The sequence below is a fragment of the Bacillus siamensis genome, from assembly GCF_051628075.1.
Taxonomy (GTDB): domain Bacteria; phylum Bacillota; class Bacilli; order Bacillales; family Bacillaceae; genus Bacillus; species Bacillus siamensis.
In genome coordinates this window covers 1,699,140-1,724,882 of sequence record NZ_CP155579.1, presented here as the reverse complement: position 1 = coordinate 1,724,882, position 25,743 = coordinate 1,699,140, and the positions used below count along the sequence as shown (strand labels likewise).

Here is a 25,743-nt window from a genome sequence, read left to right as displayed (position 1 = left end):
CTGTTTCATTCTTTTTATGAATATTCCATGTTTTCAATCTATCATTTCGTCTTGTCAACACGTTTGCAAAAATGAACGTAACTTCTGATTCAAAAGCGAGGCCGTCTCTTCCATCAGCAGCAGGCCGATTCCATCAGCATGGCGGTTTTTCCAGGATTCCAGCTCCGTACCTTTCACCCATTGATTAAAGGCTCCCAATGCCGGCCCGCAATGAATCTGGTAATCTACCTTGGCATCGGGATCTCCTTTAATCGCCGAAGCTGAGCTTTGCCTGAAATACCATTTGAATATAAGCGCCATTTTCTGTTTCGGATTCCGTTCGGCTTTTGAAATGTCTTCTCTCGAATAGTGCGCCTTCACTTTTTCATAAACACTGCTTACACTTGCCTTAAAATACTTCTCTTCTATTTGTCTGATTGTCTTTTCATCAATTTCTTCGATTGAGCCGTGACGCTGATACAGTTCATGCAGTTTAGCAGCGCGGGTCGGGAAGAACAGTCCTTTCTTTAATACCTGCACTTTGCTGCCTGATTCAAACATATCGCCGGCCGGCGCGTAAGCCGTGTCCTGTACATTCATCTGCTGAAGCAGATCCTTGACGGGAATGCTTGTCGCCGCTTCAACGGTGCATTGGTTAATGGACCCGGTCACAATAAAATCAGCGCCGAGCATAAATGCAGCCATGGCAGCCTCAGGCGTTCCGATTCCCCCTGCGGCTCCGATACGGACGGTTTTGCTGTATCGATATTTTTTCATCATGTCATCTCTTAAACGGACGATCGCCGGCATGAGGCTGTAAGCAGCTCCGCCGTCAGTATGGCCGCCCGAATCGGCCTCCACGCAGATGTCATGCGCAACGGGTATTTCTCTCATCAGATTCGCTTCCTCAGCGGTAATCTTGTTTTCGGCTGCAAGCTTTTGCAACATATGATCAGGCGCCGGGCTGAGAAACGCTTCCGCTACTTCCGGACGGGACAGTTTGGCGATAATCCGCTGACGCGCTGTCACTTGTCCGTCTGCATCTCGCTTTAACCCCTTAGCGCGAAACCTGACTAAAGCGGGAGTAACCGTTAAAAATGCTGATGCTTCCAAATTCTGCACCCCATGCTTCAGTAAAAGGTCAACCATTTTTTCTTCAGAATCTGCATGCTTCATATTATGTACAACATTTATGCCGAAGGAACCGCCGTCACGAAGCTCATGCTGAATTGACAAAATGGCGTCCTCCGTTTGTCCGATGCTCAATCCGCCCGTTCCGAAAAAGCCCATCATTCCTTTTTTGGCCAGCCTGACGACCATCTCCTTCGAAGCGATTCCTCGGTACATGCCGCCGGCCAGATAGGCGTATTTCAGCCGATAATCACGTTTAAACTCTTCATTTCCTAAAGATGCCGCCGTAATTGAGCTTTTTTCAGCCGCAGCCGGAGCTTTGATTTCAGCTGTTATCGGCTTCGCTTCAGCTGTAATTCTCTGAACCAGCCCGGTCAGCACTTTTCCGGGACCGATTTCTTCAAAGCTCATGTTTTTTCGTCCCATTAAGAAACGGATGCTGTCTGTCCAGTTCACAGATCCCGTTATTTGCGCGGTGATTGTCTCTTTCAGCTCACTCTGCTCATAAGGCCTTGCCGTCACATTTGAAATGACTGGAATGGACAGCGGCTTAAAATGGAAAGATTCAATAAACCGCGAAAACTCCTCCTTCGCCTCCAGCATGTATCTGGAATGAAAAGCGCCGCTGACATTTAAGCGGTGAACCATTTTCACGCCATTTACAGATTCAAATACGGCTGCGGCTTTTTCAATACCTTCTTTATATCCGGAAAGGACAATTTGCAGCGGTGTGTTCATGTTAGCGATATCAATCATATGTAATTGAGATTCTCTTAAAACGTCCGTCACCTGCTCATGACTCAGGCCGATCACTGCTGCCATGCCGCCTCCTTTTGCATGGCTCATCAGTTCGCCCCTCTTTTTGACCAGCTGCAAGCCTTCTTCAAAATTAAAGGCTCCCGAGGCGTATAACGCGTTATATTCTCCTAAACTGTGTCCGGCGGTAAAATCCGGTTTCAAGCCGGTTTCTTCTGTTTTTTTCAAATAACTCAGGGCATTGACGACATAGAGTGCGGGCTGAGTGAATTGAGTCTGATTGAGACGTTCTCCGTCCCTGCACAGCTCCTGAACGGAATATCCGAGAATATGATCGGCCTTTGCGGTTAATTCAGGGTAGCGGCCGAACAGCTCCTCTCCCATCCCTATTCTTTGTGAACCTTGGCCGGGAAAAACAAAGCTGATCATCTTACAGTCTCCTTCCGGGCGATGATAAAATGATGTCTTCGATTTGCTGCAAATGGGTTTGTTCTTTATGGAACGGCGTCATAATGGTACGGATGCGTTCAGCCGATCCTGCGGGAAGAATCTGTTTGGCAAATGCGGCCAAGGTTCCGGAAGGCCCGGCATCGATATACAATCCCTTTTCGCGGCTTTCAGCAGATTGAAGCGCTTCGCGGAATCGAATCGGCTTTCTGACGACATTCCAGAAAAAGTCCGCTTGAATATCCGTCTCAGCCTCTCCAGTTGCACTGGAAATGAACGGAATAAACGGAGTCCGGATTGATTTCTGAGCCAAAAAGCGCTTGTACGGATGCTCCGCCTGATCAACCATCGCTGAGTGAAACCCATATGATACCGGCAGCAGCTGATGAGGAATCTGCTTTTCTCTCAGGTCGTCGATGATTTTTTTAATGTGTCCCCGCTCTCCGGAGATGACAAAGTGAGATTGATAGTTAACAGCGGCCAATTCACTATTTTCATGGAGCAGCGGGTCATCTTGGTATAATTTCGGATTCCCCAGTACCGCAAGCATGCTGCCGTTGCGGCATGTTTCCGTAATGATTTCGGCCTGTTCCAGCACGCAATCTAATGCGTCTTCGGGGCTGAGCACACCCGACACAGCGGCCGCCGCATATTCACCGAGGCTCGCTCCGATTACACAATCTGGACGTATGCCTTTTTGTTCCAAAGCATACGCGAGTGCGTACTCAGCCATAAAAATGGCGGGATGGCTGAAAAGAAGGCGGTCAAATGGATCGGACAGACCATTGGCTGTATGATAAATCTCTTTAAGGACAGAAACACCGAAACGGCTGGCGGCAAAATCGTCCAAGTCGAGCATTTTCTGTCGAAAAACGGCGTTGTGTGCAAACAGCTCTTTTCCCATGTGATAATATTGGGAACCCTGTCCGGAAAACATGAAAACAATTGGCTGGCTCATTTATTCTCCTTTTCGCTATATGTTTTTTTGAAATATTGATTCGTGAGTGTTTCGTGATGTCGTGAAGTGAAGTGATCGTGATGTTGTATGACTGGGCAATGTTGTGTGAGAAAAGAATTTTGTCTTATGTTCCGCTACATCACGGGTAAAGTTTCAGTTTCTTTTTTGATGCGGTGAATAAGTCCTGTCAGCACATGGCCCGGGCCGACTTCTTCAAATTCCATCCGCCCGATGTTCAGGAGATAGCGGATGCTGTCGTGCCATCGTACTGAATGGTCGATCTGATCAGCCAGAACGGAGGGGATTTCGTCTTGTTCATAAGGTCTGGCATGCACGTTAGAAATGACAGGAATTGATATAGCAGAAAAATGAAATGACTGTAAAAATTTTTCGAACTCTTGTTTTGCTTCACTCATATATCTCGAGTGAAAAGCGCCGCTTACGTTTAACGGATGAAACATCGTCACATCTTTTATTTCTTCGAATACGCTTTTGGCTCTTTCAATGTCTTCTTTTCGTCCGGATATGACAACTTGATGAGGAGAATTCATATTGGCAATATCAATCGTATGTAATCCGTTCGTTTGAAGGACGTCTGCCACTTGAGGTGCAGTTAATCCCATGACGGCGGCCATTTTTCCGTCAGTGGCCATACTCATTAATTCGCCTCTTTTACGGACAAGCTGCAAGCCCGTAATAAAATCAAAAGCGCCTGCGGCAAACAGCGCATTATATTCTCCCAAACTGTGGCCGGCCACATAATCCGGCTTTATGTCATTGTCTTGGATTTTTTTCAAATAGCTTAACGCGTTGACTACATATAAAGCGGGCTGAGTGAACTGGGTCTTGTGAAGATTGGAATACGGATTCTCAAGGCAAAGCCGCTTCATAGAATATCCGAGTGTGTCATCAGCCTGCTCAGTTAAGTCTTTAAATTCATCAAACAATGAACTTCCCATTCCCTGTTTTTGAGAACCTTGTCCTGGGAATAAGTATGTAATCATTTTCTCAGCCATCCTTTCTCGGATTCAGATAAGAAGCATATTCAAGTTGATAGTAACTTCACAAAAATACCATGTCAAGTTAATTTATCCTATGCGGACTCCTGAAGAATGCCTATTTTTCCCCAGGAGAAGGCGTGTTTAGGTCTTTCGGAACAGATATAAGCAGAATGTCCCATCTGGTCTGCTCTGCGCTCCTTCCCGCAAACCCCTGTTAATCAGGCATAAATCAACAAAAAGAAAGCAATTACTATCTTTTTATTTCAGATATTTCTAATCCCGAAAGAAAAAGCAGTTAAATAGAACTAAATTATACGCTACTTAAAATGAAACAGCCCTTTTTGATTTTTTCTGGTGCGAAAATTCACGAAATGTTCTTTTTTGTCAATTTGAAAGTAAATATTGTTTTTCAAAAGACTCTCCATTTTTTGACCCGGTTTCTCCCCGAAAGAATGCCCAGGATATACTCGTACATGCGGCGGAATGGAGGCTTTGATCCGCTGTATACTGTTAAACATATCTTCCGCAGAACTGCCTCTGTCCTCACATATACCGCAACCTTCGGTAAACACGGTGTCACCGGTAAAAAGGTGATCAGAAAGCAAATAGCACATCCCTCCGGCCGTATGTCCCGGAGTCAGTATGCTCTTGATGATAAATCCCCCCGCCGCAAAGGTCTGTCCGTCTTCAAGCGCTATTAAGTTTCTGCACCGGAATTGATAGTAATCGATTTCAGCTGACGACATGTATACATCAGAGTGATAGATTTGCTGAAGCGGCTCCGCCAAGTTTACATGGTCATAATGTGAATGTGTTAATAAAACAGCTGATAAATCAACATCCAATTCATGCAGTTTATCGGTTATTTTGCCGATTTCCCAGGACGGGTCCACCGCTATCGCAGATTTTTTTGATCGGTCTGCGATAATATAACAATAGTTGGACCACATCTGGTGATAAGTTTTAATTTGATGCACTTCATATGTATGATCCATTGTCACCATTCCCATTCAAAAGATCCGGACAGACTGCTGCCGCCGCCCAGCCGGCTGTAACCACTTTACCAGATGACACCGCGTTTTTCCATGGATTTTCCGGTAAAGATAAAAAACTGTTCAAATCAACCAAAAGAACCAGCCGCCGATTTTTTAAATTTGTTATCGTAATATATAAGGAAATAAGAATATTCATTTACATGAATACTTTAGGAGATTTTATTCAGAAAATGAAGAATGGTATAATTTTCGGATAAAAAGAATAAAAACAAATCGAGTTTTTATTTTGTCTCACTTTACAGGGGCAGTCCCCTGATCGGACAGCTTTTACTTACCTAATTTCACACTATTATCTCTTTTAAGATTAACAGCTGAATCAATAAATTCACCTCACATTCTAAGGAGAGAATAATTCGAATTCATAAAAATCTATTTTACGTGGCTTAAATCAAATGAAAGGGAGATTCTTCACAAGGAAACTCAGGTTTTATAGAAAGCAGGATTAATGGCTCTCTGGGAAGAGGGAGTAATTTAACATAAAATTTCGCAGTACTCCAGATCACTTAACTTATGACAAAAGCCCTCAATTTTTCCGCTGAACAGTTTACAGGAACATTAATGAATGACTTTCTTCGTAAATAATTAATCAAACTCCCACTTCAATTGATATAGGAAGGATTAAGCCTCTTTCCTAAGCCAAATTCCCCTTCAGCTTTCCGTAATCTACTGATATCTTAAATTCAACAATTCAATATTATACGTTTAACGAAACACATCCTTACTCTAATATAGTGTCAGTCATTATTTTTGTAACAATTATACTTTTTTTAGCGATCCACCTTTAAAATACTTAAAATTTTCCATTTTAGTTCAATATACCTATTTACCTTAAATATCCATATTGCTAGAATAGCAACTAAGGGAGGAGGAATAATTGACTGTATACAATCCAAAACAGAGAAAATAAACCCAGTTCTCTATTTATATTGGAGATTCATAACGAAAATTAAAACTATTTCAAACAGCATCTTACTCACAGGTTATTTAGGATCTTTCGTTCTTCATATTTTCTGAAACAATTGAGACTAATGAATCTAAAGAATCAGCTATGAATTATACATCACACATTATCTTTAGTGGCGGAAAAAACACATCTCCTTCTGAATATTTCTTTCAAATCAAAGTTTTCTCAGCCTTTAAAAGATGAAATTAGGTAAGTATTAAACAGTAAAACAAAGTTATTCACCTTGTTGAAAGATTAGCAGGAACAAAAGTTAGAAATGAACTAGTCAGGTTTACTAAGCATATTGAAGCTATCCTTAGAGAATTATTGGGTTATCAGATACTTTCTTGGGATATTGTAAAAGATTCTATATATGAATCTATCAAAGACACTGGAATTTCAAACACTACAGCGAAAATGCTGCTTATTTTACAGCATTGGCTATTTCAAGTTTCCAGAAATGATTAGAAAACTATAATATGGATTAAACGGAGGAGTTAACAATGAAAAAGTCTGTAACTAAAGGTATTATTATGTCCACTGTCGCAAGTGTATCTATTTTTTCACTAGTTCCACTGGCAGGAGCTGTCTCAACAACGAAAGAAGTCCAAAATAATCAAACAATACAAAGCCAATATCAAAACCAAGCAGTCTTACATAAATCTGCACAATTACCCAAAGATAACGTTGGTCTTGATAAAATAGCTGCACACTTCGATTTAACCAAAAGTGAAACAAATCAACTTAAAGAAGCGGTTAAAACTGTTAAGGAAAAACAAGAATCAGAGTTTACTGCTCAAGGAAAATTATCCTGGGCTGTAAAGGCATTAAGAGCAGCTTGGGATGCAATACCTACTAAAGTTAAAGCTGCTATGGGTGGAATCGGTGGTTTTGAAATAATTCTTAATACCATCGACAACTTTACTGGTGCAGTTGAAGACGCGTGCTATGCCGGTGCTCTAAAAGTTACTGGTAACCCAACAGCCGCTTGGTGGATTACTAAAACTCTTATGCTTTTCCTTTAAACGGGACTATTGTTGGTGTTTAACAAATTTATCCTGTGTTAAGCTTTAAAGTGATTATTCCTAAAGTGTTGAGACAGGAGGTAATTATGGAAAATAAAAGTAACGCTGAACCGAGCCCAAAAGCTATAAAAATTCTAACTTACATCATTCCTATAGTTTTAATAGGGCTTATCCTTGTTCTTAAGAATATTAACACCCCAGCAGCAGAAATTTCATTTTATGTCGTTGCTGTCGGTGTGGTTCTCTTAGTGGTTTTCAGTTTAATCAAAAGCAGAAAAAAACGCAGGAAGAACTAAATTTAGGGGGGCTAATTACTAGTCCCCTTTGACTTTTTAGATTGTCAGCTCACCAAATTCAAATTTTATTTAAATTCTTCCACCATCTCCCTGTGAATTTGTAAAAGGAGGTACTCATAAAACGCATGATAATCACCTAGATTTCCGATTACTTTTATAATCATTTGATCTTTTAAACATTAAAACAAGTTTAAATCTTGGTTTCCCCTGATGTTTCAGCCCTTTCCCCCTCTATTTTCAAGCCATACACCTAAAATAAATTCCACGTTTGCTTTTTGAAGGGAATCAATAAAAATGTGCGAAAAAAAAGACTCATCTTGTTTATGAGATGAGCCTGCTTATATTTTAAATTTCTTCATAGCGTTGTTCATGGCAGCCTGATTGATTCCAATGTATCGAAGGGTTGTCCGCTGGTCTGAGTGATTAAAAATCTCCTGCAGCATGGCAACGTCTTTTGTTTGCTTGTAAAAATGGAACCCGAATGTTTTCCTCAGCGTGTGCGTGCCTATATCATCCAAATTGACATACTCAGCAGCAGCCATCAGAATCTTATAAGCCACCGACCGGGAAATGGGCTTGTTGATCCCTTCGCGGGCTTTGAAAAGATATTCGTGATCTTCTTTCCCCTCACTATCCGCCTTTAATTCTCTTTGAAAAGCCGGCGCGATGTCAATTCTCTTTTTCTTTTCTATAAGATTGAAATACGGCCGCTTGGCGTCCCTTACTCTCAGTTCCAGTATATCTGATATACGAAGACTTACCCCGGTGACAAATAGCATATGATTCCGCTTACTCTGTTCATTTAGAAACCGTTTGATATAGAAAATGCATTCCAGATCCCTTATCGGTTGAACAAAATTCATTCATTTGCCGCTCCGTTTGAGAAGGCCGGTTAACCGCTCTTTGCATTCTCTTTAAAAATCGGTCCCTTTCAATCTCCCAATCTATGCGCTTCAATGCTGCGTCTTCTGTGAAGGAATGAAATTCGTTTAGATATCAAATTTGTAAGTGAGCGACTCGGTCATACCGATGTGAAAATGACAGCCGATGTCTATATCCATATCACGCAGAATCACAATCAAAAAAGCATTAACCGGTTTGATAAATACCTAAACAGCTAAAAATCAGTGGAGAAAATGTGGGCACGAGGGGTACATCCCACACGGAACCCTGCTACATCACACGTTTAAACATCTTTTCCATCTCATACGTGCTGTGATGAATAATAATCGGCCGGCCGTGCGGGCATGTGAACGGGTCTGTCGTTCGGCGCAGATCGTCCAAGAGCGCTTTGATTTCATCGTTGCGCAAATGGCGGTTCGCTTTGATCGAGCCTTTACAGCTCATCATAATGGCCGCTTCCTCCCGCAGCTTTTTAATGTCGATCCGTTTGGCGTCAAGCACCTGCTGAATGATTTCTTCAATCAATTCAGCTTCTTCTCCTTTTGGAAACCAGGCCGGATGACAGCGGACGATATAGCTGTTCGTGCCGAATGCTTCTAAAAATACCCCGACGCTCTCAAGCTCCTGGTGGTGCTGTTCAATAATCAGCGCTTCATTTGCCGCATAATGAAAGGTGAGCGGCACGATCATATCCTGCACTTCAGGCTCAACCTGCCCGACTTTTTCCCGGAAATATTCGTACTTAATCCGCTCTTGAGCCGCATGCTGGTCAATGATATATAACCCGTTTTCGTTTTGGGCTAAAATATAGGTCCCGTGCATTTGGCCGATCGGATACATCACCGGGACCCTTTCTTCCCGTATTTCTTCAGAGACAGCCTCCTCTTCAGGCTCCGGAATATCGGAAACAGGTGCTTCCGGTTCCGGCATGCTGATCTCCGACGGCACGTCATCATCCGCTTCCTTCGGGAAGAACTCTTCTTCTATTACCGAAGCCGGCTCTTTTACGACCGAACTCAGCTTCATCGGCGAGTACGACGGTTCCGGCAGTTTTTCCGGCAGTTTCCGCTCAGGGGCACTTTCCTCGAACGTTATGAATTGCTGTTCGTTTTTGACCGGCGCCGGCGCTGATTTTTTCGGAAGCTGGGCGCTCGGAATCAGCCGCTGCTTTTGAAATACTTCCTTTATCCCGTCACGGATCAGCTCATGCAGTTCCGTCTCTTTGCTGAGGCGGACTTCCAGCTTCGACGGATGGACATTGACATCGACCAAAATCGGGTCCATCGTAATTTCGATAAACGTAATCGGATGGCGGCCGATCGGCAGAAGCGTGTGATAGCCCTCGTGCACCGCTTTAACAAGCGGGAAATTCTTAATGTATCTTCCGTTAATGACAGATGACATGTAGTTTCTGGATGCACGCGTGATTTCCGGCAGCGCAATGTAGCCCTTGACTTCAAAATCAAGCGAGCTGACATGGAGCGGTATCATTTTTTTCGCAACCGCCGTCCCGTAAATCGCGGCCAGCACATGGCGCACGTCTCCATTGCCGTTTGTCTGCAGAAGATTTTTCCCCTGGTGGCGGAGGCGGATGGATACTTCCGGATGCGCAAGGGCGATCCGGTTGACGACATCCGTAATATTGCCGAGTTCCGTATGCACGGTTTTCATATATTTTAATCTGGCGGGTGTATTGAAAAACAGGTTGGTAACGATGATCTCCGTTCCTTTTCTGCTGGAGGATTTCTGTTCAGAAATGATATTCCCGCCTTGAAGAATGAGATGAGTTCCCGCTCCCTCGCCGATGCTCGTTTTGATTTCCAGATGAGAAACAGACGCGATACTTGGCAAAGCTTCTCCGCGGAAACCGAGTGTTCTCACCCGGAACAGGTCGTTTTCATCTTTGATTTTACTGGTCGCATGGCGGCGGAAAGCCCGTTTGCAATCATCGGTTTCCATACCTTCGCCGTTGTCAAGCACCCGAATCGACGAAAGTCCCGCTTCCTCTATATCAATTTCAATGACTGTGCTGTTTGCGTCGATGGCGTTTTCCACCAATTCTTTAACGACAGATGCAGGCCGTTCCACCACCTCACCGGCCGCTATTTTATTTGAAAGTTCATCTGACAGCTGGATGACTTTTGCCAAGTCCGTCACCTCTTTCTATTTTAATTTTTTTTGCAGCTTGTACATTTCATTCATCGCCTCAAGCGGCGTCATATCAAGAATATTGATTGACTTGAAGGCTTCAAGCACTTGTTTTTCTTTTTGGGAAACAGCCGGTGCCTTCTGTTTTTTATCACTGTCAGCAAAAAAGGACAGTTGTGCCGGTTCTTCTTTGACGGCGGGCTTTTTCTCAGGGGCCGCCGGAAGCTCCGGTTTATCTCCTGTCTGCTCAAGCTGTTTTAAGATCTCCTGTGCGCGGTTGATCAGATCATCCGGGAGCTCGGCAAGCTGGGCGACATGAATGCCGTAACTTTTATCTGCGGCTCCTTCTTTAATTTGATGGAGAAACACGACCGTGCCGTTATATTCCTCGGCGCGCACATGAACGTTTTTCAGCTGAGGGAGCTTATCTTCAAGCACCGTCAGTTCATGATAATGCGTGCTGAACAGTGTTTTAGCGCCGATATGATCATGAACATATTCAATAATTGCCTGTGCCAGCGCCATTCCGTCGTACGTTGATGTCCCGCGTCCGATTTCATCAAACAGGATCAGGCTGTCTTTTGTGGCGTTTACAATCGCGTTTTTCGCTTCCAGCATTTCCACCATAAAGGTGCTTTGTCCGGAAATCAAATCGTCCGCAGCCCCGATTCTCGTAAAGATTTGATCAAAAATCGGCAGAACCGCTTCTTTTGCGGGCACAAAACAGCCGATCTGAGCCATGATGGACAAGAGTGCGATCTGTCTCATATACGTGCTTTTACCTGACATATTCGGACCCGTAATCAGGAGCATTTCCCGTGAATCGCCCATCAGGCAATTGTTCGGCACGTATTCTTGACTGTCCATCACTTTTTCAACGACAGGATGTCTCCCCTCAATGACTTTGACCTCGTTATCAGAAAAGACGGGCTTTGTGTAATGCCTGTTTTCACTGATCGTGGCAAAGCATTGCAGCGCGTCCAGCTCACTCATTTGCTTAGCAAGACGCTGCAGACGCGGAATAAATTTCTTAACTTTTTCCCGCAGTTCGGCAAAAAGCTCATATTCCAGCTCGCAAATGTTGTTTTCCGCCTCTAAAATAAGCGCTTCTTTTTCCTTTAATTCCGGCGTAATGTACCGTTCGGCGTTTGTGAGCGTCTGCTTCCGCTCATACCGCCCGTCCTCAAGCAGATGAATGTTTGCTTTTGTGACTTCAATATAATAGCCGAACACTTTATTAAAGCCGACTTTTAATGAACGGATGCCCGTATAAGCGCGTTCCTGCTGCTCCAGTCTTGCGATCCAGTCTTTGCCGTTTTTGCTGGCGTCACGGTACTCATCGAGCTTCTGGTGATAGCCGTCTTTTATTAAGTTGCCTTCTTTTAAAGATAACGGCGGGTTTTCATGAAGCGCATCCTCTAACAAATCAAGCAGATCTCCGCACGGATCAATCAAGCCGGCGCGTTCTTTTGCTTTTTTATGGTTAAGAGACCCTACAAGCTCTTTAATGCTCGGCACCTGTTTTAATGATTCTTTCAGCTGGATTAAATCCCTTGCATTGACGTTTCCGAATGCGACCCGGCCCGCAAGACGCTCTAAATCATACACTTCTTTAAGGCGCTCGCGCAGATCTTCACGCTCAAACAGATGATTGATCAGCGTCTCAACCATTTCCTGGCGTTCTTCGATTTGGGATGCTCTGATCAGCGGACGGTCAATCCATTGTTTGAGAAGCCGGCCGCCCATTGCTGTCTTCGTTTCGTCCAAAAGCCAGAGCAGCGAGCCTTTTTTGCTTTTTGAACGGATCGTTTCCGTCAGTTCAAGATTCCTCTTGGAATACAGGTCAATTTTCATCGCTTCTTCCAATTCATACACTTGAACCGGCTGCAGATGATCCAGACTCCGTTTTTGCGTTTTCTGCAAATACGTATATAAACGCATAAACGTCTTTGTCAGCTCTTCGCCCGGCAAGTGCTTTGCAATTTCGATCTGTTCTGTCATTTCTCCGTCTTCGATGGAAATCGTTGCGCCGCACCGTTCTTTCAGCTGGGCCGCTGTCTTTTCATTAAACTTGCTTGAGACGACAATCTCCTTGGCGCCGACTGAATAAATCTCTGACATGACATCTTCAATCCGCTCAATAAATACGGCCAGGTTTTCTCCGGTCGTTAAATCCGATAAAGCGAGGCCGTATCCGTCACGAAATTCGGAAACGGAAGCGATAAAGTTGTTTTCCGACTCATGAATGCCTTTTCCGTCCATCACGGTTCCCGGCGTGATCAGCTGGACGACTTCCCGTTTCACAACGCCTTTAGCCGCCTTCGGATCTTCCGTCTGCTCACAGATCGCAACTTTATAGCCCTTTTTAATCAGCTGTTCAATATAAGCCGCCGCAGAATGATAAGGCACGCCGCACATCGGAATTTTGTCGGCTGAACCTCCGTCTCTGCTCGTCAGTGTAATTTCAAGCTCTTGTGACGCTTTTTTTGCATCTTCAAAAAACATTTCATAAAAGTCACCTAGCCGAAAAAATAAAAAGGCATCCTGGTGCTCTGCCTTTATTTTCAAGTATTGCTGTATCATAGGCGTGTAACTAGCCATCATTTAATCCCTCACTATGTATCTTCTGTTTTCCGCATCCCATTATAACATAAACAAAAGAGTGATATCTTCATATATAAAAAAGAGACTTGGGGTGCTGACTCCCCCAGCCTCTGCTTATTCTTCAGGATCTCCGACTAAAAATTCAGGGTTAATGTCCTCTAATTCTTCGTCAAGATCGTCTTCCCAATCATCATCATCGTCTTCTTCCCAGTCTGGATTTACTTCTACGACTACTTTCGTTTCCCCGACCACTTCCGCTAAAAACTCCCGCTCGGCCTGAACGACGATTTTATTTCCGTTAGGAGAAATGGTGACTTCAAGGCAATTCGGCTGCTGCAGCACTTTGGCAATGACTTCGTGTTCGTCATCTAAGTAATTAGTATCTCTGTATCTGAGTTTAATCACATCAACATATTTCACTCTCTCGGTTACAACTTCCGTTTTTGTATTATCAGCGTAAGAGTACCAGACGTTTATATCATAATACCCTTCAATTTCTACAGTCTTCCCGATCTTTTCGGCATCATATTTGTGATTGATAATCCAGCCGCCCAATATACTTGACGGTTTTTCATCAGGTGAGATTGTATTCGTGCACTGGGTGAATTTTCTGCCTTTCGCAACTACCGCTTTCGTAATAATTTCCCTGTATTCAGACATTCCGATAGGCCTCCTTGTTCTTCTTCGTGTTATCTTATGCTGGGCATTTGTCTCATGTGCATTTTTATAATAAAAATATAAAAATACAAAGTTTCTGTTTCATTGTATGCAGCCCCGCCCAGAAACTTTACTTTTAAGTCTGATTAAACTTTTTGAGGGGAAATGGGCCGAAACGGCAATATGATGAATATTTAGTACATAAAACAATTAGTTCTTGATAGGCAAAAAAACACGGGCCGATGATGGCCCCGTGTTTAAAGAGAACAGCTGTTGTTCGAATGTTTTACTTTTGAACCGGTTTCTCCTGTCAGCAGGTTGCCGCCGGTAGACGTAATGATTTCATTTGTCACCTGATTGGAAATCGTATGGGCGACAAGCTGAAGAAGATCATTGACCTCAATCTGGGAATCTCTGAATTCCTGAATGATCGGAATTCCTTCAAGCTCTTCCTGCAGGGCGTCAATTTTACTTTCCACTTGTTTCAAAGCTTCAAGCTTTTCATAATGCTTCAGGTTAACGGCTTGCTTTTGCAGAGCTTTAATCTGATTAATAATCGCAGAGACTTTTTCATTTCCATTAATCTGCGCCTCGGCGCGTTTGAAAAAATCAACTTCTTCTGTTTCAGAAATCATTTTCGCAAGGTTTCTTGCCTGCTGGACAATGTCTTTCTTAGAGTAAAGCGTCATTATTATTTCACCTCGTTTGCTTCTCCTGCCATCACACCGTCAAGCGACCATGTTTTCGCCTGTTCGATTTTGACGCGTACAATCTTGCCGATGGCGTCTTTCGGCCCTTTGAAGTTGACGAGCTTGCTTTTTTCCGTATAGCCGGCAAGAATGTCAGGGTTATTTTTGCTTTCTCCCTCAACTAATACTTCGACAGTCCTGCCTTCATATTCCTTCATTTTTTTGGCTGAAATTTCTTTCACCAAATCATTGAGGCGCTGAAGACGTTCTTTTTTGACCCTCATCGGAACGTTGTCTTTCATCTTCGCTGCAGGCGTGCCTTCACGAGGAGAGTAGATAAACGTATATGCACTGTCAAATTCCACTTCGCGATATAACGAAAGCGTTTCTTCAAACTGTTCATCCGTTTCATTCGGGAAACCGACAATGATATCGGTAGTGAGTGAAGCGTTCGGCATCGCTGCTTTAATTTTTCCGACAAGCTCCAAATAGCGTTCTCTGTCATATTTGCGCGCCATCATTTTTAACATCGCCGAGCTTCCTGATTGAACCGGAAGATGGATATGGTCAAGCAGGTTGCCGCCTTTGGCGAGCACTTCGATCAGATGGTCATCAAAGTCACGCGGGTGGCTCGTCGTAAACCGGATTCTCGGAATATCAATTTTACGCAGTTCGTCCATTAAATCACCGAGTCCGTACGTCATGTCCTCAAAATCTTTTCCGTACGCATTCACGTTTTGACCGAGCAGCGTGATTTCTTTATAGCCTTCGCTTGCAAGTCTTCTGACTTCCTGAATGATTTCTTCAGGACGGCGGCTCCGCTCTTTTCCGCGGGTATACGGCACGATGCAGTATGTGCAGAACTTATCACAGCCGTACATAATGTTGACCCAGCCTTTAATTTTCCCGTTGCGGACCTTCGGAAGGTTTTCAATGACATCCCCTTCCTTCGACCACACTTCAATAACCATCTCTTTTGATAAATAGGCTTCTGATAACAGTTCCGGCAGGCGGTGAATGTTGTGCGTTCCGAAAATCATATCGACAAATGGGTGCTTTTTAAGGATGCGGTTTACGACTGATTCTTCCTGTGACATACAGCCGCATACACCCAGAATCAGATCCGGGTTGTTTTTTTTGAGCGCTTTTAAATGGCCGAGCTCACCGAACACTTTGTTTTCAGCGTTTTCCCGGATGGCGCAGGTGTTTAATAAAATGACATTCGCATCATCGACCGAATTTGTCGCTTCATAACCAAGCGCCATAAAAATACCCGCCATGACTTCCGTATCATGCTCGTTCATTTGGCATCCGTACGTGCGGATATAAAACTTCCTGCCTTCGCCGAGACCTTTAAATTCTTCTGAGATTTTAAAATCGTTATGATATTGAACGGATTCTTTGCCCCGTTTTTTCGCATCTTTTAAAGAAGGCGGAATATATACGGCTTCGAAATACTTACTGTAATCCTTTTCGGATTTTTTGTCCGCTGGATTTACTTGTCCGCTTTCCTGCTTTTGCTTTTCATTCATGTTCGAATGTCTCCTTTCAACCGAAACTTCCACCCTCAAGTATACTGGTTAAAAGCGTTTGGCACAACCGCCAGCCTATTATTGTACACCTTATTGAGAATAAGAATCAATAAGAAATAAAAAGAGGGAATCATTTCCCTCTTATACAAGCTGAAGCTCTTTTGCCGCTGAACGGATCACTTCAAGCGCCCGGTCAAGCTCCTCTTTTGTATGCTCCGCTGTAATAATGGTGCGGATTCTCGCTTTTCCCTGAGCGACGGTCGGATACACGATGCTTTGTGCAAAGACGCCGCGGGTCAATAAAAGGTCTGATAATGCCTGGGCTTTTTCTTCCTCACCTATTAATATCGGCACGATCGGTGTTTCGCTTTTTGTAAGAGTCAGCCCCATTTGAACCAGTTTGTCTTTGAAATACGCCGTGTTCTCCCATAGCTTTTCCATATGTTCCGGCTCTTCCAGCAGGACGTCAATGGCTTCTATGCATGCTGCCGTTACCGCAGGCGGATGAGACGTGCTGAATAAGAAAGGACGGCCTTTATGGCGCAGGTAATCGATCAGAACCTGCGACCCTGCAGCATATCCGCCAAGAACCCCGATGGCTTTGCTTAATGTGCCCACCTGAATGTGGACTCTTCCGTCAAGCCCGAAGTGATTAACCGTTCCCCTTCCGTTTTTTCCGAGTACGCCGGAAGCATGTGCATCGTCAACCATGACAAAAGCATCGTACGCCTCTGCAAGTTTGACAATGTCAGGCAATGGAGCGATGTTGCCGTCCATTGAGAATACGCCGTCCGTGACGATGAGGCGCATGCGGTAATTCATTGACTTTTTCAGCACCCTTTCCAAATCGTCCATATCGACATGGCGGTACACCTTTTTATCTGCTTTCGTCAGCCTGATCCCGTCGATAATGGAAGCGTGGTTCAATTCGTCAGATATCACGATATCTTCTTTTGTAAGAATGCTTGATAAAACGCCTTGATTGGTTGTAAATCCTGATTGAAAAACAAGTGCCGCTTCTGTTTTTTTAAAGTCTGCCAGTTTCTTCTCCAGCTCATTGTGCATCGTAAATGTTCCCGCGATTGTCCGGACGGACCCCGTACCCGCTCCGAATTCCTCCGCAGCGCGTTTGGCCGCTTCGACAAGCCTTGGGTGCGACGTCAGACCGAGATAATTGTTCGATGAAAGCTGAATCACGTTCTCCCCTTTGACTGCCACCGACGGCCCCTGCTTCGTTTCAATTTGTTTCATTTGCTGCCATGTGTTATTTTCTTTCATTTTATCAAGCTCTGCTTTTAGATATTCAAATTCTTTCATTATAGAACCCTCCCTTTATGGAATCAAAATGACTTTGCCGCACTGGCCCTTTCTCATCAGGTCAAATCCTTTTTCAAATTCTTCAAGCGGAAACTGATGGGTAATCACCGGAGTCAGATCAACAAGGCCGGATTCAAGCAGATGCGATACCTGACGCCATGTTTCAAACATTTTTCTGCCTGTGATGCCCTGAACGGTCAGCCCTTTAAACACCACGTCATTTGTCAGGTCAATCGTCACCGGGTGTTCCGGCAGACTCAGCATATGAAATCTTCCTCCATTGGCCGCCATCTTTAATCCTTGTATTATCGCTGCAGGGTTGCCTGACATTTCGCAGACAAGGTCTATTCCTTCTCCGCCCGTTAAGGCATCAATGACCTTAAGCGGGTCTTCCTTGTCAGCTGAAATCGTAATTTCGGCTCCTAATTTTTTTGCAAGAGCCAGTCTGTAATCATTTTTATCAATGGCCGCAATGCGGGATGCGCCGGCCGCTTTAGCCACAGCCACCGCCATGAGTCCGATCGGCCCGCAGCCGATAATTGCAGCGGTGCCGCCCGCCAGATGGCCGTTTTCCAGCACCGTGTGCACCGCGTTGCCAAGCGGCTCTTGAACTGAGGCGACGGCAGGATCCATGTCAGCAGGGTTTTTCCAAATGTTTCGAGCCGGCACTTTGACATATTCAGCGAAGGATCCGGCTGTATCTACGCCAAGGATCTTTGTATGAGTGCACACATGATGTTTTCCTGTTAAACAGGGGACACAAGTTCCGCAGACGAAGTGGGTTTCCGCTGATACATAGTCACCTGTTTTGACATTTGTGACGTGCTTGCCTGTTTCTGCTACGATACCGCTGAATTCATGTCCGAATACTTGAGGTGTTTTGATTCGTTCCTGCGCCCATTGATCCCAATTATAAATATGCACATCTGTACCGCATATAGATGCGGCCTGTACTTTAATGAGAACTTCATTCTCATTAATGGAAGGTATGGAAATTTCTTTCAAAGTTGCTCCGAAAGCGTTTTCATTTTTGACGACAGCTTTCATCTTTCCTTCCAACATGTACACTCCCCCTCAAAAAAACACTGTAATAACTGGATTGTAACATGGCTTAAGAAGGAGGTAAACAGCAGTGTCCATTCAGTAAATACAATTGCTTCCGTCCGGAAAAATGGGCGGGATTTTTTTTGAATATTATATGAATAAAGCCGTTTATCATCTCTTCGTACTATCAATATAATATTGTGAGAAAATATGACAGCAATAAAAACAACCTGCTCGCCTTATGCAAGCAGGTTGAGAATGAACAGGTTTTGGTTTAACGGGGTTCGACGATTAACTTAATCGCCGTTCTTTCTTCTCCGTCAATCTGTATATCTGTAAAAGCCGGAATACAAATCAAATCTACGCCGCTTGGCGCGACAAAGCCTCTGGCAATCGCAACCGCTTTAACAGCCTGATTTAAGGCACCCGCCCCAATTGCTTGAATTTCGGCGGCTCCGCGTTCCCTCAATACGCCCGCAAGCGCGCCTGCCACTGAATTTGGACTTGATTTTGCTGAAACTTTTAAGATTTCCATTTCTGCTCCCCCTTAGTTTTACAATGGATAAGTGAGTGTTCATTAGAACAATCATTATTAGATGTTGCTATCCAAAAAGCCATCCCCACAATGCTTTTCAAAAATAGCGGGCTACCTTCCATTTCTACTATATTCACTAAGAAGTTGCTATATTCCTGCTTTTCCTTTTAATATTTTTATAAAATAAACACATGATCACCTATTCAAAGAACATATGGTCATCATTGATTAAAATCCGTTCGATATTTACGGCTTTTTTCGTTTGCTCGTCGATGTCGATGAGCACTCCGCTCAGCGTTGTTTTCCCTTCCGCAACGGTAAACCGGACAGGAAGATTGGTTTTAAACCGCTTGATGACCGTTTCTCTGTCCATACCAAGGATTCCGTCGTACGGACCCGTCATGCCTACATCAGTAATATATGCCGTTCCTTTCGGCAAAATGCGGTTATCTGCAGTTTGTACGTGTGTATGCGTGCCAACCACGGCAGAGGCTCTTCCGTCTGTGTACCAGCCCATCGCAATTTTTTCGCTTGTCGCTTCAGCGTGAAAATCAATAAAAATGTACGGCGTGCGCTTTTTCGCTTCTTCTATTAACTCATCCGCTTTAGCAAACGGATCATCAAGCGGCGGAAGAAACGTCCGTCCCTGTAAATTCATGACGGCAAGCTCTTTTCCGTTCGATTTAATGTAGGTAATGCCTTTTCCCGGCGTACCTTCCGGGAAGTTCGCCGGCCGGACAAGATGCGGCACATCATCAATAAAGTCGAAGATCTCTCTTTTATCCCACGTATGGTTTCCCATTGTAATGGCATCGGCTCCGGCTTCCATCAGGCTATGGTAGATCTTTTCCGTCAGTCCTTTTCCGTGTGCTGCATTTTCTCCGTTAATAATCGTAAAATGCGGTTTATGTTTCGCTTTCAGTTTCGGGACATATTCTTTTACCATGTCGCGGCCCGGGGAACCGACAACATCCCCGATAAATAAAATTCTCATACATTCCATTCCTTTCTTTTCTGGGGCTCAAAAAAATAAAGTGATGCGCTAAGCATCACTTTATTTTGCATACTCTACGGCTCGAGTTTCTCTGATCACGGTCACTTTAATGTGGCCCGGATAATCAAGCTCGTCCTCAATTCGTTTTCGGATATCACGCGCCAAACGATGGGCTTCTAAATCATTAATGGAGTCCGGTTTCACCATGATGCGAACTTCACGGCCGGCCTGAATCGCAAATGATTTTTCAACACCTTCGTAAGACTCGGAGATTTCTTCAAGCTTTTCAAGTCTGCGGATATAGTTTTCGAGCGTTTCACTTCTCGCACCCGGTCTTGCGGCTGACAGTGCATCAGCGGCAGCGACCAGAACGGCGATAATGGAAGTCGGCTCTTCGTCTCCGTGGTGTGACGCAATACTGTTAATGACGACTGGATGCTCTTTATATTTGGTCGCAAGCTCCACTCCGATTTCCACGTGGCTTCCTTCCACTTCATGGTCAATTGCTTTTCCGATGTCATGCAGAAGACCGGCCCGCTTGGCAAGCTTTGCATCTTCTCCAAGTTCGGAAGCCATTAAACCGGCTAAAAACGCCACTTCCATGGAATGTTTCAGTACGTTTTGCCCGTAGCTTGTACGGAATTTCAATCGGCCGAGAATCTTGATCAGGTCCGGATGAAGTCCGTGAACGCCGACTTCAAACGTCGTCTGTTCACCCATTTCCCGGATATAGTCATCAACCTCGCGGCGGGATTTTTCAACCATTTCTTCAATGCGCGCCGGGTGAATACGGCCATCCTGCACGAGTTTATCAAGAGCGATTCTTGCCGTCTCCCGTCTGATCGGATCAAATCCGGAAAGAATGACTGCTTCAGGGGTGTCATCAATAATCAGGTCGATACCTGTAAGCGTTTCAAGCGTACGGATGTTACGCCCTTCACGGCCGATGATACGTCCTTTCATCTCATCATTCGGAAGATTGACGACCGATACCGTCGTTTCGGCAACATGATCTGCTGCACAGCGCTGCAAAGCAAGCGACAGAATGTTTTTCGCCTTTTTATCCGCCTCTTCTTTCGCACGGTTTTCGGTTTCTTTTGTCATGATGGCGATATCATGTGAAAGCTCATTTTCAACCCGGTCAAGAATGATTTGTTTCGCTTCATCCCGTGTCAGGCTCGAAATGCGTTCGAGTTCTGACTGCTGCATACGAATCATCTCATCCACTTTGCTTTCCATCTCTTCAATATGTTGTTGTCGTTCATTCAGAGAATGATCTTTCTTCTCCAACATCGCTTCCCGTTTATCAATTCCTTCATGTTTACGGTCAAGATTTTCTTCTTTTTGAAGTAAACGGTTTTCTTGTTTTTGAAGCTCATTTCGTCTTTCACGAACTTCCTGTTCAGCATCTATTCGAAGTGTATGGATTTCGTCCTTTGCTTCAAGCAGAGCTTCTTTTTTCAGTGCTTCAGCATCACGCTTTGCATCTTCAAGGATTTGCTCGGCAGCACCGCGTGCGCCCGCAATCTTTGCTTCGGCAATGGTTTTACGAACATAGTAGCCAACAACTAAACCGAGCAGAGTCAGCAAAATGGAGATGAGAACCGTCATTAGGGTCATACTTTCACCTCCTCTTGCTATGAACTTGGTTGTTGCTTAAATAAGTGCCGGCATGTACATTGTCAGATTTTCTCAACATACAGAACCTTCACAGGGAATGAATCTCTCATGCCCTTGTCAAGTTTAAATGGTTTAACAATCATGTTAAAAAAACAAATGTTACAACTTCATTGTAATTGTGTCGGAAATACTTGTCAAGCTTGCCAGCTTAACGATTCGCCTTCGGCTTAGAATCTTCGCCATGTATATATCATACCACATCTTCATCTGCTTTTCGCAAATGACGGCTCGTCTAGTCCGGCTGGTTAAGCAATTGGTAAATTCTATTGTTTACCTGTCCTAATTTGGCGTTATTCTGAATATTTGACAGTAAAATGACATATTTTCCTGCCGAATGGCTGAAGCTGTTCAAAATGTTGTAACCGGGCATTACACCGTGATTGGAATAGCTTCCCGGATCAATGTAAAATCCCATGCCGTAAGCGGAACTGCTTCCGGCTGTGAACATTTTTGTAAAGCTTTGTTTTGAAAGGAGCGTGCCGTTGACGACCGCTTTATCAAATTTATAAAGATCTTCAGCACTCATATACATGTCGCCCGCCCCATACAGCTGCGATAAGTCCAAAATGTGAGGCGTTACAAGCTGTCCGCTCTCATCAACTTTGTAGCCGACGGCAGGATATTTGGCTTCAGCAAATGTTTTGTAAAATCCGGCATGCTTCATTCCGGCCGGTTTGAATACGTGGTCTTTTATATATTGTTCGTATGACTCCCCGCTGACCTGAGATACGATATAGGCGAGCACTGAATAATTGGAATCTCTGTAATCCCAAACCCCAGGCTGCCGTTTAATTCCGCGGTATTCTATATCCTTAATTAAATCAATGGGAGAAATCGGTCCCTGACCCTCAATATGTCCGTTTATGCCGGACGTATGATTGAGCAGGTTTTTCAGTTTGATGCGCGTGCCGTTAGGAAAATTCGGCAAGTATGTACTGACGGGGTCACTCGTCTGAAGCATCCCTTTTTCTTCAAGCTGCAGGACAGCCGTCGCAATTAACGCTTTTTGTGAAGAACCGATATAATATGATGTTTCCGGATTGTTTTTGATTTTTTGTTTTCGGTCCGCATAGCCAAAACCTTTTTTCAGCACAACTTTTCCATCTTTTACGACCATTGCTGTGCCGCTGAACCCGATCTGTTGCAAGTAATTGCTGATCCGTTTATTGTGATCGATTGATTTAGGTGTTTTCTCTTTTTGCGTCTTTTCTTTTTTTTGTTGAGTCTGGTCATTTGAAGAATCAGATTGAGCGGCGGGAGCACTTTTAACAGAATCCTTCTCCCGGTGATGCGCTGTGACGGTCCAGATCATAATAAAAACAGTGACAAGCAGCAGAAAAAGAAACAGCCCTCCCGTTTTCATCAATTTCTTCTTTCTTTTTTTGTTAATTCTTGTGCGGCGGGGGCTCGTCATCTTTTTTCCTCCTCAGATATAATTTCAACTTTCGCCATGATGTTAGACGAGTGAAGGGTGAAAAAAGTTGTAACATTTCAGATAAAATTTTCCGAAACAGCCAGTGTTTTTTTAAACACACAAAAAAAGAGCGGAAATTGCTTATTCCGCCCTTTGATCGTGCTTTTATTCTTCAAATTCAAGCTCTTCCTGAGTTTCTTCCGATTTTTCCGTAACACCGTTATTGTCCAAACCGTAATGTTCACGGATTTGTTCTTGAATCATCAGCATGATGTCTTTATTTTCTTTTAAGAACTGCTTGGCATTTTCACGGCCCTGTCCGAGGCGTTCTTCTTCATAAGAATACCACGAGCCGCTTTTTTGCACGATATCAAGTTCAGTTCCAAGGTCGATGATTTCCCCTTCTTTGGAGATTCCTTCACCGTACATGATGTCCACTTCAGCCGTACGGAACGGAGGAGCGACTTTGTTTTTTACGACTTTAATTCTCGTTTTATTCCCCATCACGTCGTTGCCCTGCTTTAATTGCTCGGCACGGCGCACTTCAAGACGCACGGAAGAATAGAATTTCAGCGCGCGTCCGCCCGGTGTCGTCTCCGGATTTCCGAACATAACGCCGACTTTTTCACGAATCTGGTTAATAAAGATTGCGATTGTTTTAGATTTATTGATGGCCCCGGAAAGCTTACGGAGCGCCTGAGACATGAGACGCGCCTGTAAACCGACGTGTGAGTCACCCATGTCACCTTCAATTTCAGCTTTTGGAACAAGCGCCGCAACAGAGTCAACGACTACGATATCAACAGCTCCGCTTCGCACCAGCGCTTCAGCAATCTCCAGCGCCTGCTCTCCCGTATCCGGCTGAGACAGAAGCAGCTCTTCGATATTGACACCGAGCTTTTGCGCATAAACAGGATCAAGGGCATGCTCAGCATCAATAAATGCTGCCTGTCCGCCTTTTTCCTGAACCTCAGCGATGGCGTGAAGCGCTACGGTCGTTTTACCTGAGCTTTCAGGTCCGTACACTTCAATAATCCGTCCGCGTGGGTATCCGCCTATTCCAAGAGCGGTATCAAGTGCAAGGGAGCCGCTCGGCACCGTTGAAATTCTTGTATCCGTTTTTTCCCCGAGCTTCATGATGGAACCTTTGCCGAATTGTTTTTCTATTTGCTTAAGAGCCATATCTAAGGCTGCCTGACGATCACTCATTTATTTTTTTCCTCCTTTATCTTGCCACTACATATACTATACCTTGTTTACTGACATTTGCCAAGAAAAAAGCGAACGCATATTCGGATTTTTTCCGCGTTCGCTTTTCTTCAAAAGAACATAATTCCCTTCGTAAAAATTAAAAATCAGAGAAAACGCCCTTTTAAAACTTTATTTTTGATCCAGCATTTTTAAAATGAGATGGCAGCCGTATTTAGCGGCACGCTTTCTGATGCCGGTTCTTGATCCGGCAAAGTTAAATTCATGCACCTCTTCTTTTCCTTCCGCGGAAATGCCGATAAAGACGCGGCCCGGGGCATGCCCTTCCTGCGGATCCGGACCCGCAACTCCTGTAAAGCTGATACCGATATCGCTTCCGGTCAGCTTTCTGACACCGGCGGCAAGCTCGCGCGCGCACTCTTTGCTGACCGCTCCGCTATCTGCGAGCGTCTCAGCTTTCACGCCGAGCACATGCTGTTTCACACTGTCGGAATAGCAGACAACGCCTCCTGCAAAAAGTTGAGACGCGCCGCTCAAATCAGTCACCCACTCTGAAAACAGTCCGCCTGTAAAGCTTTCGGCAGAGGAAATCGTGATTCCGTTCTGTCTGCATGCTTTTGAAAGCTCCTTCACCAGGGACGTATCATCATATCCGTAGAAAAATTCACCGACCCGTTCTAAAATGGCGGCTTCCGTTTCTTTTAAAAGCCGTTCTGTTTCTTTTTCATCGGCATGTTTCGCCGTTAAACGCAGCGTGACCTCGCCGTCAGCAGCAAGCGGCGCAATCGTCGGATTCGTCTGCGCGTCAATGATATCTTCTAAATCAGCTTCAAGCTGAGATTCACCGATTCCGAAAAACCGCAGCACGGTTGAAACGATTTTCTCATTTGAACCAAGCTTTTTAAGAAGCAGCGGCTTCGCTTCATTTTCAAACATCGGACGCAGCTCGCTCGGCGGTCCGGGAAGCAGCATATAAAGCCTTGATCCGTGCTCTGCAAGCATTCCCGGCGCCATGCCGAAATGATTCGCCAAAACGTCCGAGCCCTCAATAACGAGCGCCTGTTTGCGGTTATTCGGCGACATGGTCCGTTTTGTTTTCGCGAAATACTCTTCAATCGACCGGAACGCTTCGTCATTCAGAACGAGCGGGCGTCCCATTGTGTTTGCAATGGTTTCTTTTGTTAAATCGTCCTTGGTCGGTCCGAGGCCGCCTGAAAAAATAATCAGGTCCGAGCGCTCTTCGGCAGTGCGGATGACTTGCTTAAGCCGCTCCGGATTGTCACCGACAGCGGTGTGGTAAAACACGTTTACGCCGATTTCCGCCAGCTCTTTACTGATAAACTGAGCGTTCGTATTGGCGATCTGGCCGAGCAGAAGCTCTGAGCCGACTGCAATGATTTCCGCTTTTTTTGCTATTTCCATGTTC

At 44.5% G+C, this 25,743-nt stretch carries 20 protein-coding genes and 1 pseudogene; 2 read left to right on the top strand and 19 right to left on the bottom strand.

What is annotated here, in order from left to right; translation table 11 throughout:
* Positions 1-54: 54 nt before the first annotated feature.
* From fabD (ABDB98_RS08790) to ABDB98_RS08775, 4 genes are all read right to left on the bottom strand, one after another.
* Entirely contained in the window at positions 55-2,295 is a 2,241-nt protein-coding gene (gene fabD / locus ABDB98_RS08790) for an ACP S-malonyltransferase (protein WP_438421968.1), read from the bottom strand.
* 1 nt (position 2,296) lies between these two features.
* Positions 2,297-3,271 (bottom strand): acyltransferase domain-containing protein, encoded by a 975-nt coding sequence (locus ABDB98_RS08785; protein WP_438421966.1) that lies wholly within the window; start codon positions 3,269-3,271, stop codon positions 2,297-2,299.
* A gap of 134 nt (positions 3,272-3,405) precedes the next feature.
* Positions 3,406-4,275, bottom strand: coding sequence for an ACP S-malonyltransferase (fabD, locus tag ABDB98_RS08780; RefSeq protein WP_438421965.1), 870 nt, complete (start codon positions 4,273-4,275; stop codon positions 3,406-3,408).
* A gap of 314 nt (positions 4,276-4,589) precedes the next feature.
* Complete coding sequence (locus tag ABDB98_RS08775; protein WP_060962747.1) at positions 4,590-5,267, bottom strand: MBL fold metallo-hydrolase; 678 nt, start codon at positions 5,265-5,267, stop codon at positions 4,590-4,592.
* 1,506 nt (positions 5,268-6,773) lie between these two features.
* Between ABDB98_RS08775 and ABDB98_RS08770 the strand changes: the two genes are divergently transcribed.
* The gene (locus ABDB98_RS08770; protein WP_438421964.1) at positions 6,774-7,295 is read left to right on the top strand and encodes a hypothetical protein; all 522 of its coding nucleotides are present in this window, start codon (positions 6,774-6,776) and stop codon (positions 7,293-7,295) included.
* Between the two features lie 86 nt (positions 7,296-7,381).
* Positions 7,382-7,591, top strand: a complete 210-nt coding sequence (locus ABDB98_RS08765) for a hypothetical protein (RefSeq protein WP_438421962.1) — start codon at positions 7,382-7,384, stop codon at positions 7,589-7,591.
* A gap of 338 nt (positions 7,592-7,929) precedes the next feature.
* Here ABDB98_RS08765 and ABDB98_RS08760 read toward each other — a convergent pair whose 3' ends face one another.
* From ABDB98_RS08760 to ABDB98_RS08690, 15 genes and pseudogenes are all read right to left on the bottom strand, one after another.
* Entirely contained in the window at positions 7,930-8,454 is a 525-nt protein-coding gene (locus ABDB98_RS08760) for a tyrosine-type recombinase/integrase (protein ID WP_438421961.1), read from the bottom strand.
* A 1-nt stretch (position 8,455) separates the two neighbouring features.
* Positions 8,456-8,581 (bottom strand): annotated as a pseudogene (locus ABDB98_RS08755) (ArpU family phage packaging/lysis transcriptional regulator); the annotation flags it as partial.
* Between the two features lie 183 nt (positions 8,582-8,764).
* Positions 8,765-10,642, bottom strand: a complete 1,878-nt coding sequence (gene mutL, locus ABDB98_RS08750) for a DNA mismatch repair endonuclease MutL (RefSeq protein ID WP_438421960.1) — start codon at positions 10,640-10,642, stop codon at positions 8,765-8,767.
* Between the two features lie 15 nt (positions 10,643-10,657).
* Entirely contained in the window at positions 10,658-13,243 is a 2,586-nt protein-coding gene (gene mutS, locus ABDB98_RS08745) for a DNA mismatch repair protein MutS (RefSeq protein ID WP_438422129.1), read from the bottom strand.
* 117 nt (positions 13,244-13,360) lie between these two features.
* The gene (cotE, locus tag ABDB98_RS08740) at positions 13,361-13,906 is read right to left on the bottom strand and encodes an outer spore coat protein CotE (RefSeq protein ID WP_016936056.1); all 546 of its coding nucleotides are present in this window, start codon (positions 13,904-13,906) and stop codon (positions 13,361-13,363) included.
* 254 nt (positions 13,907-14,160) lie between these two features.
* Positions 14,161-14,592, bottom strand: coding sequence for a RicAFT regulatory complex protein RicA family protein (locus ABDB98_RS08735; RefSeq protein ID WP_060962756.1), 432 nt, complete (start codon positions 14,590-14,592; stop codon positions 14,161-14,163).
* Positions 14,593-14,594: 2 nt separating this feature from the next.
* Positions 14,595-16,124, bottom strand: a complete 1,530-nt coding sequence (gene miaB, locus ABDB98_RS08730) for a tRNA (N6-isopentenyl adenosine(37)-C2)-methylthiotransferase MiaB (protein ID WP_438421959.1) — start codon at positions 16,122-16,124, stop codon at positions 14,595-14,597.
* A gap of 141 nt (positions 16,125-16,265) precedes the next feature.
* A complete protein-coding gene (locus ABDB98_RS08725; protein ID WP_101605494.1) occupies positions 16,266-17,444 on the bottom strand; it encodes a glycine C-acetyltransferase in 1,179 nt (392 codons plus the stop codon).
* A 12-nt stretch (positions 17,445-17,456) separates the two neighbouring features.
* On the bottom strand, positions 17,457-18,503 hold the full coding sequence (tdh, locus tag ABDB98_RS08720) for an L-threonine 3-dehydrogenase (RefSeq protein ID WP_438421958.1): 1,047 nt from the start codon (positions 18,501-18,503) through the stop codon (positions 17,457-17,459).
* Positions 18,504-18,759: 256 nt separating this feature from the next.
* Positions 18,760-19,020, bottom strand: a complete 261-nt coding sequence (gene spoVS, locus ABDB98_RS08715; RefSeq protein ID WP_003154135.1) for a stage V sporulation protein SpoVS — start codon at positions 19,018-19,020, stop codon at positions 18,760-18,762.
* A 199-nt stretch (positions 19,021-19,219) separates the two neighbouring features.
* Entirely contained in the window at positions 19,220-20,014 is a 795-nt protein-coding gene (locus ABDB98_RS08710; RefSeq protein ID WP_060962759.1) for a TIGR00282 family metallophosphoesterase, read from the bottom strand.
* A gap of 60 nt (positions 20,015-20,074) precedes the next feature.
* Entirely contained in the window at positions 20,075-21,634 is a 1,560-nt protein-coding gene (gene rny, locus ABDB98_RS08705) for a ribonuclease Y (protein WP_016936061.1), read from the bottom strand.
* Positions 21,635-21,926: 292 nt separating this feature from the next.
* Positions 21,927-23,108: a serine hydrolase domain-containing protein gene (locus ABDB98_RS08700; RefSeq protein ID WP_438421956.1), complete on the bottom strand. Its 1,182-nt coding sequence runs from the start codon at positions 23,106-23,108 to the stop codon at positions 21,927-21,929.
* A gap of 165 nt (positions 23,109-23,273) precedes the next feature.
* A complete protein-coding gene (recA, locus tag ABDB98_RS08695) occupies positions 23,274-24,317 on the bottom strand; it encodes a recombinase RecA (RefSeq protein WP_015417498.1) in 1,044 nt (347 codons plus the stop codon).
* Positions 24,318-24,488: 171 nt separating this feature from the next.
* On the bottom strand, positions 24,489-25,739 hold the full coding sequence (locus tag ABDB98_RS08690) for a competence/damage-inducible protein A (protein WP_438421955.1): 1,251 nt from the start codon (positions 25,737-25,739) through the stop codon (positions 24,489-24,491).
* Between the last annotated feature and the right edge of the window lie 4 nt (positions 25,740-25,743).